Origin of the sequence: Roseibium album (assembly GCF_965233825.1) — a bacterium.
In the GTDB taxonomy this organism is placed as follows: domain Bacteria; phylum Pseudomonadota; class Alphaproteobacteria; order Rhizobiales; family Stappiaceae; genus Roseibium; species Roseibium album.
In genome coordinates this window covers 6728734-6744472 of sequence record NZ_OZ247583.1, presented here as the reverse complement: position 1 = coordinate 6744472, position 15739 = coordinate 6728734, and the positions used below count along the sequence as shown (strand labels likewise).

At 56.6% G+C, this 15739-nt stretch carries 13 protein-coding genes; 4 read left to right on the top strand and 9 right to left on the bottom strand.

Annotation, left to right across the window (positions count from 1 at the left end; all coding sequences use genetic code 11):
• Window positions 1-151: 151 nt before the first annotated feature.
• The 4 genes from ACO6TI_RS30965 to paaG all read right to left on the bottom strand — a co-directional run bounded on the left by ACO6TI_RS30965 (window position 152) and on the right by paaG (window position 3585).
• Complete coding sequence (locus ACO6TI_RS30965) at window positions 152-751, bottom strand: TetR/AcrR family transcriptional regulator (protein ID WP_104701028.1); 600 nt, start codon at window positions 749-751, stop codon at window positions 152-154.
• Window positions 752-996: 245 nt separating this feature from the next.
• Window positions 997-2307, bottom strand: coding sequence for a phenylacetate--CoA ligase PaaK (gene paaK, locus ACO6TI_RS30960; RefSeq protein ID WP_104701029.1), 1311 nt, complete (start codon window positions 2305-2307; stop codon window positions 997-999).
• 38 nt (window positions 2308-2345) lie between these two features.
• Window positions 2346-2789: a hydroxyphenylacetyl-CoA thioesterase PaaI gene (gene paaI / locus ACO6TI_RS30955; RefSeq protein WP_422384032.1), complete on the bottom strand. Its 444-nt coding sequence runs from the start codon at window positions 2787-2789 to the stop codon at window positions 2346-2348.
• 1 nt (window position 2790) lies between these two features.
• Complete coding sequence (gene paaG, locus ACO6TI_RS30950) at window positions 2791-3585, bottom strand: 2-(1,2-epoxy-1,2-dihydrophenyl)acetyl-CoA isomerase PaaG (protein ID WP_422384031.1); 795 nt, start codon at window positions 3583-3585, stop codon at window positions 2791-2793.
• A 121-nt stretch (window positions 3586-3706) separates the two neighbouring features.
• Here paaG and paaN point away from each other — a divergent pair, with 121 nt between their 5' ends.
• From paaN to ACO6TI_RS30930, 4 genes are all read left to right on the top strand, one after another.
• Entirely contained in the window at window positions 3707-5356 is a 1650-nt protein-coding gene (paaN, locus tag ACO6TI_RS30945; protein ID WP_422384030.1) for a phenylacetic acid degradation protein PaaN, read from the top strand.
• Between the two features lie 158 nt (window positions 5357-5514).
• The gene (locus tag ACO6TI_RS30940; protein WP_082442628.1) at window positions 5515-6486 is read left to right on the top strand and encodes a helix-turn-helix domain-containing protein; all 972 of its coding nucleotides are present in this window, start codon (window positions 5515-5517) and stop codon (window positions 6484-6486) included.
• 187 nt (window positions 6487-6673) lie between these two features.
• A complete protein-coding gene (locus tag ACO6TI_RS30935) occupies window positions 6674-8650 on the top strand; it encodes a tyramine oxidase (protein ID WP_422384029.1) in 1977 nt (658 codons plus the stop codon).
• Between the two features lie 481 nt (window positions 8651-9131).
• Entirely contained in the window at window positions 9132-10610 is a 1479-nt protein-coding gene (locus ACO6TI_RS30930) for a methyl-accepting chemotaxis protein (protein WP_422384028.1), read from the top strand.
• A gap of 353 nt (window positions 10611-10963) precedes the next feature.
• On the opposite strand, the gene ACO6TI_RS30925 is transcribed toward ACO6TI_RS30930, so the two are convergent.
• The 5 genes from ACO6TI_RS30925 to ACO6TI_RS30905 form a co-directional block, all read right to left on the bottom strand.
• Complete coding sequence (locus tag ACO6TI_RS30925; RefSeq protein WP_158510347.1) at window positions 10964-11104, bottom strand: hypothetical protein; 141 nt, start codon at window positions 11102-11104, stop codon at window positions 10964-10966.
• Window positions 11105-11219: 115 nt separating this feature from the next.
• Window positions 11220-12824 (bottom strand): alkaline phosphatase family protein, encoded by a 1605-nt coding sequence (locus ACO6TI_RS30920; RefSeq protein ID WP_422384027.1) that lies wholly within the window; start codon window positions 12822-12824, stop codon window positions 11220-11222.
• A 3-nt stretch (window positions 12825-12827) separates the two neighbouring features.
• Complete coding sequence (locus ACO6TI_RS30915) at window positions 12828-14123, bottom strand: TRAP transporter large permease (protein WP_196879564.1); 1296 nt, start codon at window positions 14121-14123, stop codon at window positions 12828-12830.
• Entirely contained in the window at window positions 14120-14650 is a 531-nt protein-coding gene (locus ACO6TI_RS30910) for a TRAP transporter small permease (RefSeq protein WP_422384026.1), read from the bottom strand. Before ACO6TI_RS30910 ends, ACO6TI_RS30915 begins: the two co-directional genes overlap by 4 nt.
• The gene (locus ACO6TI_RS30905) at window positions 14647-15675 is read right to left on the bottom strand and encodes a hypothetical protein (protein ID WP_055113160.1); all 1029 of its coding nucleotides are present in this window, start codon (window positions 15673-15675) and stop codon (window positions 14647-14649) included. Before ACO6TI_RS30905 ends, ACO6TI_RS30910 begins: the two co-directional genes overlap by 4 nt.
• Between the last annotated feature and the right edge of the window lie 64 nt (window positions 15676-15739).

The following is a 15739-nucleotide window of genomic DNA, read 5'->3' as shown; positions in this document are numbered from 1 at the left end:
CGACGGTCAACGAAGACGGAACGCCTTCGGTATCACCCTGGGCCACGTTCGGCATGCTCGACCGCCAGGCATCGACTTTTGGAACTGTCCGCGCATCCGGGACGTTGCGGAACCGGGAGTTTGTTAATGTTCCCGCGGAACAAAAACCGCTCTACTTAACCTTCTTCACACCTTCAAGGATCAGGGTCGTTGCGACCCGGGCGTAGTCCTCTCGTGAGATCGGGCCGCCTTCCTTGAACCACATATAGACCCAGTTCATCATGCCGAAGAGCGACATCGTGACCGGCATCAGGAGGGGGCGGTCCGGGTCTTCCAGCTTTGGGTGGATGGTCTTCAGGGCACTGGAAAAGTGGCGTACGATCCGGCGTTCAATGGCTATGATCTCAGCCTTTTGTTCGTCAGAAAGTGCCGGACCCGCGTTTAGCTGGACCTTGTGCTGGTCATCGGCGCCGCGATAGCTGTCCAATACCGTCATCACCAGCTTCTGAAGCCTTGCTTCGGGTGGAAGGGAGGCATCATCTGCCTTCTCCAGCGCCTGGTCGAGGATCGCAAGGTGCGAATGGATGATCGCAAAGATCAGGGCACCCTTGGACGGATAGTAGTGATAGAGCAGCGATTTGGAGACACCTGCCTCCTGTGCGATCTGTGACATGGAGGCTTTTTCCATGCCCTGGGTCGCAAAGACATTGGCCGCCGTCAGCAAGAGGCCGTGCTGCTTTTCCTCAAAATCACTGGCGCGGGTTCTTGCCATGCGTATCGGACTCCGTTTTCGGACCTAAGGTCGCGCCTTGATAGCGTTTTTAGCCTGATCGATCAGGATTGACCAGCCGGTCCGTCAATTAACGGTGGATCGGCCGGGACGCTGTTTCTTCGGGACCCTTGATCCCTGGTAGTCAAGCCTTTTGCTCTTTGCGGTGCTTTCCCGACCGATTGAACTGAGCAACGGGCTCCGCGTTTTTCTTCGTACGGGACGTTGGAGGCCTTTGGCCTTCGTGATTATTCCTTGGGACGGTTGTCGACCACCCGCTGTGCCTTGCCCTGCGATCGGGCGACGCCATCGGGTTCATGGATCTCGACCTTCGAGGAGATGCCGATGGTCGATTTGATGTGATGGGCAAGCTCTCGTTCCGAGGCGCTGCGGGCCTCCGCACTGCTGGCGGCTGGCGTTGCTTCCGCGTGAACGATCATCGCATCCATGCGTCCGGTACGCACAAGCTCGATCTGGAAATGAGCGGAAAGACCGTCACATTTCAGGATCTGTTCCTCGATCTGCGTCGGAAATACATTGACCCCACGCAAAATGATCATGTCGTCGCTTCGACCGGTGATCTTCTCGATCCGGCGCATGGATCGTGCCGTGCCGGGAAGTATGCGGGTAAGATCCCGGGTCCGGTAGCGGACCATGGGCAGGCCTTCCTTGGTCAGGGTGGTGAATACCAGCTCGCCCATTTCGCCGTCCGGCAGAACGTCCTCGCTCACCGGATCGATGATTTCAGGGTAGAAATGGTCTTCCCAGACATGAAGGCCATCCTTGGTCTCAACGCATTCCTGCGCGACGCCAGGCCCCATGATTTCCGACAGGCCATAGATGTCGACCGCGTGCATGTCGAAGGCTTCCTGAATTTCCTCCCGCATGGCGTTGGTCCAGGGTTCGGCACCGAAGATGCCCACTTTCAGGGAGCACTTGCGAGCGTCAAGGCCGCGGCGTTGGTATTCGTCCAGGATCGAGAGCATGTAGGAGGGGGTTACCATGATCACGTCCGGGCGAAAGTCCTCGATCAGGGTTACCTGTCGTTCCGTCATGCCACCCGATATCGGTACGACAGTGCAGCCGAGGCGCTCTGCACCGTAGTGGGCACCAAGGCCACCTGTGAAAAGACCATAGCCGTAGGCGTTGTGAAGAATGTTTCCCTTGCGCCCGCCGGCGGCACGGATCGAGCGCGCGATCAGGTCAGACCAGTTCGAAATGTCGTTTGCGGTATAGCCAACGACCGTCGGTTTGCCGGTCGTGCCGGAGGATCCATGGATGCGGACGAGGTCCTCTCTCGGGGTTGCGAACATGCCGAAGGGGTAAGTGTCGCGCAGATCCTGTTTCACCGTGAAAGGGAATTTGGCAATGTCGGCAAGAGACTTGAAATCGCCCGGGTGGGCGCCGTGATCGTCGAAGCGTTTCCTGAAGAAGTCCGAATTCCGGTACGCATGATCAAGCGTCCAGGTCAGGCGCTTTTCCTGCAACCCGGCAATCTCGTCGCGGCTTGCGATTTCGATCGGGTCGAGACTGTTGCGATCAGGAGTGAGGTCGATCATTCAAGGTCCTCCCAGGGCGCGGGTCGCGCCGGTTTTCGTCATTCGGTCAAGAAAGTTCTGTTGATGGTACGGGAATGGCCACGGAACTCTGCGATCACGGTTCCGTCCTTCCGGACAAGCCTGACGTCGTAAATGCCGGAGCGTCCCTGCCTTGAGACCTCCCGTGCTTCCGCCGTCAGTATGTCGCCAAGGGATCCTGGTGCGATGTAGGTGATCGAGCAGTGCTGGGCAACAGCCATCTGATTGTAGGTGTTGCAGGCAAAGGCAAAGGCACTGTCGGCGAGTGCGAACAGGTAACCGCCGTGCATGTTGCCGTGACCATTTGTCATGGCCTTCGTGACCGTCATGCGGATAGTGGCCTGGCCTGGCGCTATCCGCGTGATTTCCATGCCCAGTTCCTGCGAGGCATTGTCACCGTCCCACATGATCCCGGCACAGGTTTCGGCCAACTCCTGCGGGGTCATCTCCGATACGCTTTTCATGTTATTTGCCTTTGAAGACCGCAGGACGCTTTTCAAGAAACGCTGTTACACCTTCAGCATAGTCGTTCGTGAAACCCGCAGCACGCTGGCAATCCCGTTCCATGTCGAGATGGGTGTCGAGATCCTGGGTTCCGGCGGCCTGGATCAGACGCTTGGTGAGGCCGAGACCGATTGTCGGGCCCAGTGCCAGCCTGTCTGCAACTGCCGTCGCGGTTTCCAGAAGCGCGTCGTCTTCGACCGCCTTCCAGATCAGGCCCCAGTCTTCGGCCTGTTCTGCCATCAATGGTTCGGCCAGAAGGGCCAGGGCCTTGGCACGCGGCTCGCCGAGAATGCGGGTGAGGGACCAACTGCCGCCGGCATCGGGTATCAGACCGATTCTCGAAAAAGCCTGGATGAACCTGGCTGACCTGGCGGCGAATACGATATCGCAGGCAAAGGCAATGTTTGCACCTGCACCTGCGGCGACACCGTTCACGGCACAGACGACAGGTTTTTCCAGGTCACGTATCAGACGCAGTGTCGGGTTGTAGAAGGTGTCCAGTGTGTGACCAAGGTCAGGTTTTTCCTCACTCTTGCGTGGATCCCGGTCACCGAGATCCTGGCCAGCACAAAAAGCTCGGCCGGCACCGGTCAGCAGAATTGTTCTCACAGAACTGTCATCGTGCGCCCGCTCAATCTGTCTGCGCAAAGCCAGGTGCATGTCTTCGTTAAAGGCGTTAAGTTTGTCAGGACGATTGAGGGTCAGCTTCAATACGCCGTCATCCAGGCTTGATATAACGGTTTGATTTTTCGTCATTCTCATCTCCCTGGCACCATCGTCTTCACGGGCCTCCAAACAAATTGTTGCATAAACCGTCCGGTCGGTCAATTATAACAATTGCATCTGCAAATGCACCCGGCAGTGTTGAGGAGAACCCATGCCGCATCTTTTCAAACGGAATCGTGCCCTGCTGGACGGCGCTCTGCAAGCGATGAAAACACGCGAGTTCTGGACGCCGTTTCCGGAAGTCCCTTCGGGCAAGATCTATGGCGAGACTGCGCGTGCAGACGGCGAGGCCGACTTTGCCGCTCTTGTGGGCAAACCGTTCAACATTCCGGATCACCCGGATGACGTTCACCTTGGCAAGGAGCAATCTCCCTGGGGACTCGAGCTTGATCTGAGCTATCCGGCAGCACCGGTACAGACATTGCTTGCAGCTTCCGAAGCTGCATTCGCAAAGTGGTCCCAAACAAACATCGAGACCCGGGTCGGGGTTCTTCTGGAAGTGCTCAGCCGCCTCAACAAGAAGAGTTTTCTGATCGGTCATGCAACGGTTCATACCACCGGGCAGGCGTTTCCGATGGCCTTCCAGGCCGGTGGCCCACATGCGCAAGATCGCGGCCTGGAAGCCGTTGCCGCAGCCTACTCGGAAATGACGGCAAGCGCGCTCGACGCGGTCTGGCAAAAGCCGCAGGGAAGGGGAGAGCCGATTGTTCTGCGAAAGCACTGGACGGTTGTACCGCGCGGCATATCCCTGACAATCGGCTGCAATACCTTTCCTTGCTGGAACAGCTATCCGGGGCTTTTTGCCAGCCTTGCCACCGGTAACACGGCAATCGTAAAGCCGCATCCGATGGCTATCCTGCCGCTTGCGATCACGGTCAAGGTACTGCGAGAAGTACTTGCCGAAGAAGGTTTGCCTGTTGATACGGTCCTGCTGGCCGCAGATGAACCGGAAACACCAGTCACCCGGGAGATTGTTGAGGCGGCTGCGGTCAAGATCGTCGACTACACGGGATCTTCCACTTTCGGTGGATGGATCCGCAAGAATGCCGGCGACGCCCTTCTTTTCACCGAGGAAACCGGCGTGAATTCCGTGGTGATCACCGGCACCGGCGATTTCAGCGGCATGTGCGCCAATCTCGCCTTCTCCTTTGCGCTCTATTCCGGTCAGATGTGCACTTCGCCGCAGAACATCTATGCGCCGAAGGCGGGTATCGATACGGACGAAGGGCACAAATCCTTTGATGAGGTGATCTCCGGAATCGCGGCAGCGATCGACCATCTGCTCGCCGATCCGGAACAGGCCTCAAGTATTTGCGGGACCATCGTCAGTCCGGCAACGATGAAGCGTATCGAGACCGCGAGGTCTGCAGGCCGGATTGTGCGAGACAGCGGCACGGCGGGCGCCGGACGTTCGGCGACGCCGCTGATAGTCGCGGTTGGCGACGAAGACAAACTGCACGAACAGGAATGCTTCGGGCCGGTTGTCTTTGCGATTGCCACGGGGACGGCGGCGGAGGCAATCGATCGGGCAGCCTGTCTTGCCCGTGACAAGGGAGCGATTACCGCTGCGGTTTATGCGACCGATCAGCACCTGATAGATGGGGCTGCCGTGTCATTTGCGCGGACTGGCGTCAATCTCTCGGTCAATCTCACCGGGAACATATATGTCAATCAGTCTGCGGCATTTTCCGACTTTCATGTTACCGGCGCCAATCCGGCAGGCAATGCGAGCTTGACCGACACCGCTTTTGTCGCGCCGCGCTTTCGACGTGTGATGATCCGTTGGCCGATATCGGACTGATGACCCCGGGCCAGGCAACCAGACTGACGCCGCTGGACGCTCCGTATTTGTCGCGATGACAATTGTGCGTGATCGATCGGGCGCGCAGCACTTTACCGGAGGGCACTGGTGTGTCTAATCTTGACGGGATCCGTCCTTGCAGCGAGCCGGTCGATCGAATGAGACCAGAAAAAGTCGATCTTGCAAATTCTCCCCTCGTGCGGACGCGCGCTCGCGCGCAATCCGTGGACGAATTGACGAGCAATATCCGTAATGTTTGTGGAGATTTCGAAATCGAACCGGCTGATGTTTCAACCGGCCGCGTCATTGGCGACGTCTCGACAATCAGCGTCTCGCGATTTGAGACGGCTATTGTATCGCTGAATGCGAAACGGGTCCTGCGTGACAAGCGCATGATCAGGCGAGATCCGGGCGAGCACCTTTTTCTGGTGGTCCAGGACAAGGGAAATTGCTGGATCCACCAGAATGAGACATCTGTTCAACTGACACCCGGTGACATGTATCTGGTGGACAGCGCGCACAGTTCTGAGTTTGTCTACAATGGAGTGGACGCGCGACAGGTGTCGATCCATCTTCCTCGTGAGGAAATGCTGCATCGCTTTGGCCGGGTGTGCACCGGTGGGATTGCCATTGATCGGGGGGATCCCCTGTTCCTGGCCATGCGCGCGGTGCTGACCAAAATCTTTTCAGACGATATCAGCGTTGCCCCGCATCACGGTGAAGCCTTTCTCAGCATTCTCGGGGCTTACTTCCACAGCGTCGAACATCAGGAGGCGCTCAGGGACCGAACGTCCAAAGGTGTGCTTTCACGCGCCCTGTCCCTGATCGACAGACATGCGATGGACCCCGATTTCGGCCCCCAAAGGCTGGCCGAACTGCTTCAGGTCTCGCCGCGGACGCTTCAAAGGCAATTCGGAATGCTCGGAGAACCGGTGGGCCGGCGTCTCCTGGCTGTCCGGCTCGAGACGGCGCGAGCCCGGCTCAATGCGGGCGATGAAAGTTCCGGGCGCAATACGATTGCGGCGGTCGCCTATGAGAGCGGTTTCAATGATCTTTCCTATTTCTACCGGGCATTTCGCGAAAGATTTGGCATGCCGCCCGGAGACATTCGAAAGAAAGTGTCGCTCTGAACCAAAGCCTTTGGCGCCCTCGCCCAAGACTGCTGCGGTTCCTCAGGTATCGTTTGCCGTGAGGGAACCGGTCCGCTCAAACACGCATTTGATCACGAAACAGGAGGACGTTTTGTGATCCGGCTTATCTGACGTGTTTTCAGTGATCCGGTTTCGGGCTCTAGAAAAGAGAAACCGGAGAGGGTTCATGACAATCAAGCAGATCCTGGCTTCAAGTGCGCTTGTGGCCAGTTTTGCCGCCAGTGCTCTGGCGCATCCGCTGGACGGATTGACGGCTGAGGAATACCAGAAGATCAGCCAGATCCTGAAAGACAGCGGAACCGTGACCGACGAGACGTTGTTTCCGCTGATCGAGCTGAAGGAACCACCAAAAGCCGATGTGCTTTCCTGGAAAGAAGGCGATGACCTCGATCGGAAGGCCATGGTGCAGTTCACCACGGCAGACGGTTTCAGCGAGGCTCTCGTCAACATTACACAGGAAACCGTTGAAAGCAGCTCGGCGATACCGGACTCCGGCCAGCCGATGATCCTGTTTGCCGAATTCATGACCGCTCTGGAAGGTGGCCTGACGCATCCGGACATGATTGCAGGACTTGAGGCACGCGGGCTGAAGCCGGAAGACGCCTTTTGTCTTCCGTTGACGGCGGGCAACTTCTTCACACCGGAATTCGAAAATTCGCGCCTGATGAAGATCCCCTGCTACCAGAATCCGACCGGTTCGAATTTCTACGCCAAGCCCATCGAAGGCCTTTTCACGCTGTTTGATGTCGGCAAGAAGGAAGTCATCGAAGTTGTCGACACGGGCGCCGTGCCGATACCGGCGGACCCTTGGGGATATACGGAAGAGGAAATCGCCGAACGTGCCCCGCTGCGTCCCGAAACCAACCGCGTGCTTCTGAAGCAGGAGGGCGACCCCAACTACAAGATCGACGGCAGTCATGTCGAGTGGGATATCTGGCGTTTCAACTACCGTGTCGACAAGCGTCCCGGACTGGTAATCTCCAATCTAGATGCCAACGATCAGGGGACCTGGCGTTCCGTGATCTACCAGATGCATTTGTCGGAAGTGTTCGTTCCCTACATGGATCCGACCGAAGGCTGGTACTGGCGCACCTATATGGACAGCGGGGAATACGGGTTCGGGCTGTTCCTGACACCCTTGAGGGCCGGCATTGATTGTCCGGACTATGCGACCTTTCTTCCCGCACTGATCACCGATGACAGTGGTGGCCCGCTGGAAATTCCCGATGCGATCTGCATTTTCGAACGTAATATCGGTGACCCCGCATGGCGTCACTTCGAGATCTTTGCACAGGGACCGGATCAGTTCACACCCGCCGAAGGCCGGCCGGAGACGGAACTTGTCGTCCGGACTGCTTCGGAAGTCGGCAACTACGACTACCTGATTGACTACAGGCTGAAACAGGACGGGCAGATCTTCATCAAGATCGGTGCAACCGGGCTGGATGCGGTCAAGGGTGTCGCCTCCACGTCGATGAACGATGCAACGGCCGCTGAAGACACGAAGTACGGCACGCTGGTCGCACCGAATCTGGTCGCGGCCAATCACGATCACTATTTCAATTTCCGGATCGACTTCGATATCGATCAACCGGTCAATCACATGGGAACGATGGAAATTGTTCCGGCGGAAGTCGATCCGAACCACCCGCGCAAGTCGATGTGGACCTGGAAGCATGAAATGCCCGACAGCGAGCTTGACGCCCGCTACCGGTTCAGTGCGGCGAAGCCGAAGCATGTGCATATTTCCAATCCGGCACGGGAAGGTTATCTCGGGCAGACACCTGGATGGATGATCCATCACGGCTCGATTGCCTATGGACCATTCGATTTTGAAAACGATCCGCCGTTCAAGCGGAACGCCTATATCGAATATTCCGCCTGGACGACGGTTCACGATCCGGACCAGCGCTACGCCGGCGGCAAATATGCAATGCAGAGCGACGGGACGGATACGCTGGCCGAATGGGTCAAGGAGGACAAGCCACTCATGGGACAGGACGTGGTGTCATGGTTCACTGCAGGCTTCCACCATATTCCCCGCATGGAGGACTGGCCGGTCATGTCGACGGAATGGAAGACAGTTCACATCATTCCGTTCAACTTCTTCGCCCATAACCCGGCGATGACCCTGCGGAAATAAAGTGAAGGCCGGGGCATTTATGCCTCGGCCATTTTCGGTAACGTGGCAATTCGGTCCTTTTCGGCGAATCAATATGCGCAGACGCATGCGGTGAAGCACATTTGCTTCATTTCAGCCCCTAAATCGGGCACTTGCTCTTGAGAAAATTATTGAACTTTGGTTGCATCCGGGGGCCGATGAGAGACTTTGTCGCGCCAGAACTGCGTATGGAGTGCAGGTTCGATTTCAACCTCAGTTTGTGTTTTTCTTTGCAAATTCTATCTCCCGGCGTATTGATACAAATATTACTTGATATTTTTTATAGGTATTTTCCTGTATAGTTTTCGATTTTCTAAACCTGTGATTGTGTCTATATAATTCTTCCACAATATTTAGAAAATCAATTTTTACGCTTCCTTCGGTAATCTGGATCAATATTTCTTTTACCTTCCCGTGCGTAATATTCCGTCAGGTGCAATTCATGCTCTCAAAAGGGACAAAAATGGCGATTTTTTTCGGTAATTCCTCGAAGGCAATGATCGAGGCGTTCAGCCGCTCCCAGGCCATGATCCAGTTTACCCCGGACGGGCACATTCTCGATGCAAACCCGAATTTCCTGGGTGCGATGGGTTACACGCTGGACGAAATCAAGGGCCAGCATCACCGCATGTTCGTCGACCCGGATTTTGGCAGCAGCCAGGAATACGCCGACTTCTGGGCCGATCTGGCAAGAGGTGAATTCAAGGCTGAAGAATTCCTGCGGTTCGACAAGCACGGCAACGAAGTCTGGATCCAGGCGTCCTATAATCCGGTCGTCAATTCTGCCGGAAAAGTCGTCAAGGTCGTCAAGATTGCCTCCGACATTACCGAACAGAAGATGCGCAATGCCGATTTTGAAGGTCAGGTCGATGCGCTCAACCGGTCGCAGGCGGTGATCCATTTCGAACTCGATGGCACTATCCTTGATGCCAACGAAAATTTCCTAGGTGCCCTGGGATACTCGATCGACGAGATCAAGGGACAGCATCACAGCTTGTTTGTCGATCCGGAGTATCGGGAAAGCGCCGAATACAGCCGGTTCTGGGAGGAGCTCGCCAGAGGTGAATTCAAGGCTGATGAATTCAAGCGTGTTGCCAAGGGCGGGCGCGAGATCTGGATCCAGGCGACGTATAACCCGATCATGGACGCGACAGGCCGTCCATTCAAAGTGGTGAAATTTGCAACAGACATCACGGATCAAGTTGCTGAACGCCAGCGCCGCAGGCAGGTTCAGGAGACGATCGATGCGGATCTGACCGAAATGGCGCAATCGATTTCGGAAACAGCCCGCCAGGCCAGTGAATCGGCATCAGCATCCGAGCAGACGTCTTCAAGCGTCCAGACAGTCGCTGCCGCATCGGAAGAGCTTGTCGCCTCCATTCAGGAGATCAGCCGGCAGGTCCAGGTGGCCATGGAAGTCTCAAGCAATGCACAAGGCGAGGCGGAGCGATCGAGCGAGATCATGTCCGGCCTTTCCGAAGATGCCAAGACAATCGGCTCCGTCATCGAACTGATCGACGGGATTGCCGACCAGACCAATCTCCTTGCGCTCAATGCGACCATTGAGGCTGCCCGCGCAGGTGAGGCGGGCAAGGGATTTGCGGTTGTTGCCTCCGAAGTGAAAAGCCTGGCTTCGCAAACCAGCAAGGCGACGGAAGAAATCTCCGCGCAGGTCAGTTCCGTTCAGGAAACCACCGAAAGAGCCGTGGACGCAATTACGTCCATCTTGGGGGTCATCAAGAACATTGCAGAGATTGCAACCAGCATTTCGTCCGCCGTCGAGGAGCAGACAGCTGTTACCAACGACATTTCCCAGAACATGCAATCCGCGGCCCAGGGTGTTGACGTTGTGACCACAAATCTTCAGGCAATCTCGTCAGCTGCCTCGCAACTGGACGGAACCACCAGCAATGTCAGGGAAGCTTCCCGGTCACTGATGTAGACCTCACTACGCCCGATTTGTTTCCAGGCCGTAGGGCGCGGGCATTTTCCGGAGCATGACTTCATCGGCGCAAACAATGAAGATGTGCACTTGCGGATCGATGAATTCCGGCCCTCCTGAAGAACCGGTATGAGCATTCCGGTGTTCAGTTCCCCGGAAGCCGCGGCTGACGGCAGAAGCGCATTGCCCTGTCCTTCAAGAACGGATGCCTTTACCAAGCCCGGTTCATTGGCGGCCAGACGACCTGAAACCCGCATCATACTGCTGTTCAGCAATGCCATGAGTTGCCTGGAGACCAGTCTCCCGCAACGCCGACCATGCGGTTTATGCATCTGGACACAGTCGGCAGCTTCTCAAAGATCAGTCGTGACAATGGAATTCGGCGGATGATCGAGGCTGGCATCGAGCCGATTGCCTGGAATGCCGATCCCACCGAGTTCCAGCGCGACCAGGCACGCGCATCCAAGCCCTCCGAAGTGACGCGTCTTTCTCATGGAACATCTTTTCAAGGTCGACCCGAATGCAAGCTGGAACTGATCGGCTGGAAAGGCGCGCGATGCGACAGGGCCTTTCACCGATGGGTGACCCAGCCGAAAGCTTGCGCATTTTTCATTCAGCGGCTGCCGGCTCCTGCCATCTGCCGATTATGATCCCGCTCTCATTTTCCCTGTCCCGAATTTCCATGACCTCGTCGTCGGTCATGGTGGTCCGGTTCTTTCTGGCTAACAATCTTTCCAGAAGCCTGTTGTGCATTTCCTGGCGGATCTGTTCATGACCCGATGAACGCCCGAGGTCGATGAACTCGTCGGGATCCTCGCCCAGATTGAAGAGTTGGGGCGGAAACCCCTTGAAATGGATGTATTTCCAGTGGTCCGTCCGGATCATGTAGCCCCGGGCATCCGAAGGGCCGAGTTTGAGGGTTTCGCGAGCCGCGTAAAATGCGTAGTCAATTTCGGAAAATACACTGTCGCGCCAATCTTCCGGCGTTTCACCGCGCAGGAGTGGCATCAGCGAACGTCCTTCGAGCCTGTGGGAAGCTGCGCGGGCGCCAGTTGCCTCCATGAAGGTCGGAACAAGGTCGATCGCCTCGACAAAGGCATCCGAAACCGTGCCGCGTGTTGCGTCCGCTTCCTTGCGTGGATCGCAGACAATCAGCGGCACGCGCACGGATTCTTCGTGAAAGAGTTCCTTTTCACCCAGCCAGTGATCGCCCAGATAATCGCCGTGATCGGACGTGAACACGATCATGGTATCGTCCGACCGCCCGGTTTCCTCCAGCCAGCCGAACAGACGGCCCAGGTGATCGTCAATCTGTTTGATCAATCCCATATAGGCCGGCAGTACCGTTTCGCGAGTACCCTGTTCGGAGAAAGTCCGGCTGACTTCCATTTTCATGAATGCTTCAAATACGGGATTGGGATCGCGCCTTTCGGCCTGGGACCGATGCGCAGACGAGAAAGATCCGGGCCCATACATGTCATGATAGGGCGCCGGGGCGATGTAAGGCCAGTGCGGTTTGATGTAGCTGAGGTGGCAGAGCCAGGGCGCGTCGCCTATTTCTGAGATGAATTCACGCGCCCGCATCGTCATATAGGCGGTTTCCGAGTGCTCTTCCCTGATCCGGGCGGGCAGGTTGGAATTTTTCAGGTACCAGCCGGACAGTACTTCCCCGTCAGGTCCTTCGCCCGCGTTTGCATAGTCGTTCCAGGGATTTTCCCCTTCATATCCGAGCGAACGGAGCCAGTCATTGTATCGGAGTTTCCCCCCTTTTTTGCGCAGAAGCGGATCGGGGTGCAAACCGTCATCGCGTTCATAAGGGTCAAAGCCGGGTTGACTGACGAGGCAACCTATGTCGGTCGACCCGTTGAGCCCAAGCCGTGCCATACCCTCACGATCCGGGATCATATGCGTTTTGCCGACAACGGCAGTGGTCACGCCATTCGGTCGCAGATAATCTCCGAGCGTGAGTTCACCGATCGGCAGCGGGACCATGTTCCAGGTGGCACCGTGGCTGAAGACCGTGCGGCCGGTATAGAACGAAGCGCGCGAAGGCCCGCAAACGGGCGACTGGACATAGGCGCGATCAAAGCGGACACCCCGCTCGGCCAGACGATCGATATTGGGTGTCTTCAGATGCGGATGACCATAGCAGGACAGGTAGTCCCAACGTAACTGGTCCGCCATGATGAACAGGATATTCTTGATCTTGGGCATGGCTTACCTTGCGATTGACGGAAGGAACGTTGCGATCTGCGGGACGGCAAAAACAGTGATCAGACCAATACCAAGTGCAACGATATAGGTTGTGACACCACGGAAGATGTCGGTCAGTTTGACACGTGGCAAAACCGATTTCACCACGAAGACGTTCATGCCGATTGGCGGTGTGATCAGCCCGATCTCGGTGACGAGCACAACGATGATCCCAAACCAGATCATGTCGACACCGGTAGCGTAGAGAGCAGGCAGGAAGACAGGCACCAGAAGAACGACGATGCCGATGGTTTCGAAAACCATGCCCATCAACAGGGCGATCAGGCAGATGAAGGCAACCAGTTCTGTAGGCGAAAACTGGGCGTCGTCGACAAAGTCGAGGAGATCATATGGCATTCCCGACATGTTGATGAACTGGGTAAAGACCACGGCGCCGAACAGGACGATGAATATCTTTGCGGTTGTCGTCGCTGCTTCGACCAAACAGACGCGCAAGGCGCCAATCGACCGAAGATGACCGCGGATCACGGCTATGACAGCAGCTCCGAAAGCGCCAATGCCCGAGGCCTCGGTTGCCGTAAAAACGCCGCCGTAAATGCCCCCCAGAACGACTGTGAACAGGATCAGCACAGGCAATGTTCCGCGGATCGCGTTGCGCTTGCGTTCCTGGTCGAGGTCGGCCGCAGCCGGTGCAGAAGCCGGGTCGATACGCACCGTGACGACAACTGCGAGCAGGAACAGAAGAACGAGCAGCATTCCGGGAAGGATGCCCGCAATGAACAGCAGTCCGATATCCTGTTCGGCGACGATGCCGTAGATCACAAGCGGAACGGAAGGCGGGATCATGATGCCCAAGGTTCCGCCCGCAGCGATGGTTCCGGCGGCAAGGCGGTCTGAATAATTGTAGGCTTTCATCTGTGGCATCGCGACCTTCGACATGGTCGCGGCGGTTGCCAAAGTTGATCCGCACACGGCTGAAAAGCCGCCACAGGCAAGCACTGTCGCAAGCGCAAGCCCACCCCTGAACTTTCCAAGCGCCGCATAGGCCGCATCATAGAGATCGCGGCTGATGTCCGAACGGTAGATGAATACACCCATCAGGACGAACAGCGGAATCACCGAGAGATTGTAGTTCTGTGCGTCCTCCGTGACCTGCTGCGCGACCATTGTGAGCGACGCGGACCAGCCTCGCTCCAGCGCAAAGCCGACGAAACCTACCAGCAAGGTCGCGAAACCGACACGGAAGCCGTAAAAGCACAGTGCCAGCAGCACGGCAAAACCAAGGAGGGCGGTGATCATCTGGGCTGACCTGCCGCCGACTTCCTGACGTTGAGAATCTTGAACGCCACACCTGCGATCTGCGATACGACGCTGATCACCGCAAACACGGCGATGGACGCGGTGACATAGTAGAGCGGCATTTCAAGCACGACCGTCAGTTTGTTGAGGGTGTAAGACTCCCAAGCATGTTCAAAGAGCACCAACGCAATCAGTCCCATGCAGAAGACCGAAAAGAGCTGGATCGTGATTTCGTAGACCAGCGGTGTCATCACTCGCTTGATGGGGGCTTCGAACAGTTCCACGGTTATGTGGTCGTCGCGCGCATTGATGACACCCAATCCGGAAAAGATTGCAAGTGCGAGCAGGGCGGAAATGATTTCCGTTCCTCCGAAAATCGGGCTGTGAAAGAGGTAGCGTCCGATCACGTCGATAAAGGTCAGCAGCATCATGATCAGGATCACGAAGCCCGATATATTCTCGAGGATCGTGACCGCTGTCGTAAGAGAGGACCTGACGATAGCCCTGTTTTCGGACGCGCCGCTCATTCGGAAAGTTCCGCAGCCCGTTTCCGGTAGTGGGCAAGCGCCGCAGGGCCGTCGATGCCGGCTTCCGACGCTTTTGCAAGCCAGGCTTCGGTTATGGGCTCTGCGGCTTTGACAAGCGCTGCTTCCAGAGCCGGGTCGATCTTGTGCTCCAGAATGCCCTGCTCATCAAACGTGGCCTGAACTTCCTCCGACACGCTGTCCCAGAGACCCGCAGCGACCTTTCCCACGCTTGCCTGTGAAATAGCGCGAATGGCTTCCTGATCTTCGGGCGAGATTTCAGCCCATTTGTCCGCGTTGACGAAAAACGAAAAGGTAGTCGTGTAGACCGGACGCGAAACACGCGTTACGGACTTTGTGTAAGGCAGGACCTGGAAGGCTTTCAAACCGTCTCCATTGAGACCCATGTGGCTGTCCACGACGCCGTTGGCGATGACCTCGTTTGATCGGACAGCAGGCGTTGCGACAACTCCTGCTCCGAGTTCCTTTGCGATATTCGCCAAGGGACCGGGCAACGCCCACATCTTGCGTGACTGAAAGTCCTCTAGAGTGATGATCGGTGTGTCCGTACCGGAGTAAATGTCACCCGGAGTAATCACCCACTGGGCGAGAAGCTCGACGGTGTCGAATTCATCCGGATAGAATTTCTTGTTGGTTTCCCAGGCCGCCTCGGTCATGGCAATACTGTTGCGTGTGCCGGAAAACGGCTGCATCGCTGTCAAGGCACCGGTGACGCGGTTACCGATCAGGCCATTGAATTGTACAGCCGCATCGACCAGGCCTTTTTCAACGGAAGCGAGTTGCTCCGGCGGTGGTGACACGGATTTCGGGGGAATATTCGCGGTCACCCGTCCCTCTGTAACCCGTTCGACTTCTTCGATCCATCCCGGCAGAACCTTGGTGCAGACGAAGTGCTGAGGCGGCCAGAAGCAATTCACGATCAGGCGTGTCTTGGCTATTGCGGCTCCGGGCAGGCTGGACACGGTCATGGCGATCGCTAGCGTGATCGCGGCAACATGCAGTTTCATGGGTTTCCTCCCTCGAAATCGGGCGATTTTTTATCGATATTCTACCCCTGCTTAGATGTTTGAC

What these genes read in the sequence shown, in the direction of transcription:
- ACO6TI_RS30915 (WP_196879564.1), bottom strand. Translation starts at nt 14,123, where the DNA reads ATGATCACCGCCCTCCTTGGTTTTGCCGTGCTGCTGGCACTGTGCTTT.
- paaK (WP_104701029.1), bottom strand. Translation starts at nt 2,307, where the DNA reads ATGATCGACCTCACTCCTGATCGCAACAGTCTCGACCCGATCGAAATC.
- ACO6TI_RS30920 (WP_422384027.1), bottom strand. Translation starts at nt 12,824, where the DNA reads ATGCCCAAGATCAAGAATATCCTGTTCATCATGGCGGACCAGTTACGT.
- ACO6TI_RS30940 (WP_082442628.1), top strand. Translation starts at nt 5,515, where the DNA reads ATGAGACCAGAAAAAGTCGATCTTGCAAATTCTCCCCTCGTGCGGACG.
- ACO6TI_RS30925 (WP_158510347.1), bottom strand. Translation starts at nt 11,104, where the DNA reads ATGAGAAAGACGCGTCACTTCGGAGGGCTTGGATGCGCGTGCCTGGTC.
- ACO6TI_RS30935 (WP_422384029.1), top strand. Translation starts at nt 6,674, where the DNA reads ATGACAATCAAGCAGATCCTGGCTTCAAGTGCGCTTGTGGCCAGTTTT.
- paaG (WP_422384031.1), bottom strand. Translation starts at nt 3,585, where the DNA reads ATGACGAAAAATCAAACCGTTATATCAAGCCTGGATGACGGCGTATTG.
- paaI (WP_422384032.1), bottom strand. Translation starts at nt 2,789, where the DNA reads ATGAAAAGCGTATCGGAGATGACCCCGCAGGAGTTGGCCGAAACCTGT.
- ACO6TI_RS30965 (WP_104701028.1), bottom strand. Translation starts at nt 751, where the DNA reads ATGGCAAGAACCCGCGCCAGTGATTTTGAGGAAAAGCAGCACGGCCTC.
- ACO6TI_RS30905 (WP_055113160.1), bottom strand. Translation starts at nt 15,675, where the DNA reads ATGAAACTGCATGTTGCCGCGATCACGCTAGCGATCGCCATGACCGTG.
- ACO6TI_RS30930 (WP_422384028.1), top strand. Translation starts at nt 9,132, where the DNA reads ATGGCGATTTTTTTCGGTAATTCCTCGAAGGCAATGATCGAGGCGTTC.
- ACO6TI_RS30910 (WP_422384026.1), bottom strand. Translation starts at nt 14,650, where the DNA reads ATGAGCGGCGCGTCCGAAAACAGGGCTATCGTCAGGTCCTCTCTTACG.
- paaN (WP_422384030.1), top strand. Translation starts at nt 3,707, where the DNA reads ATGCCGCATCTTTTCAAACGGAATCGTGCCCTGCTGGACGGCGCTCTG.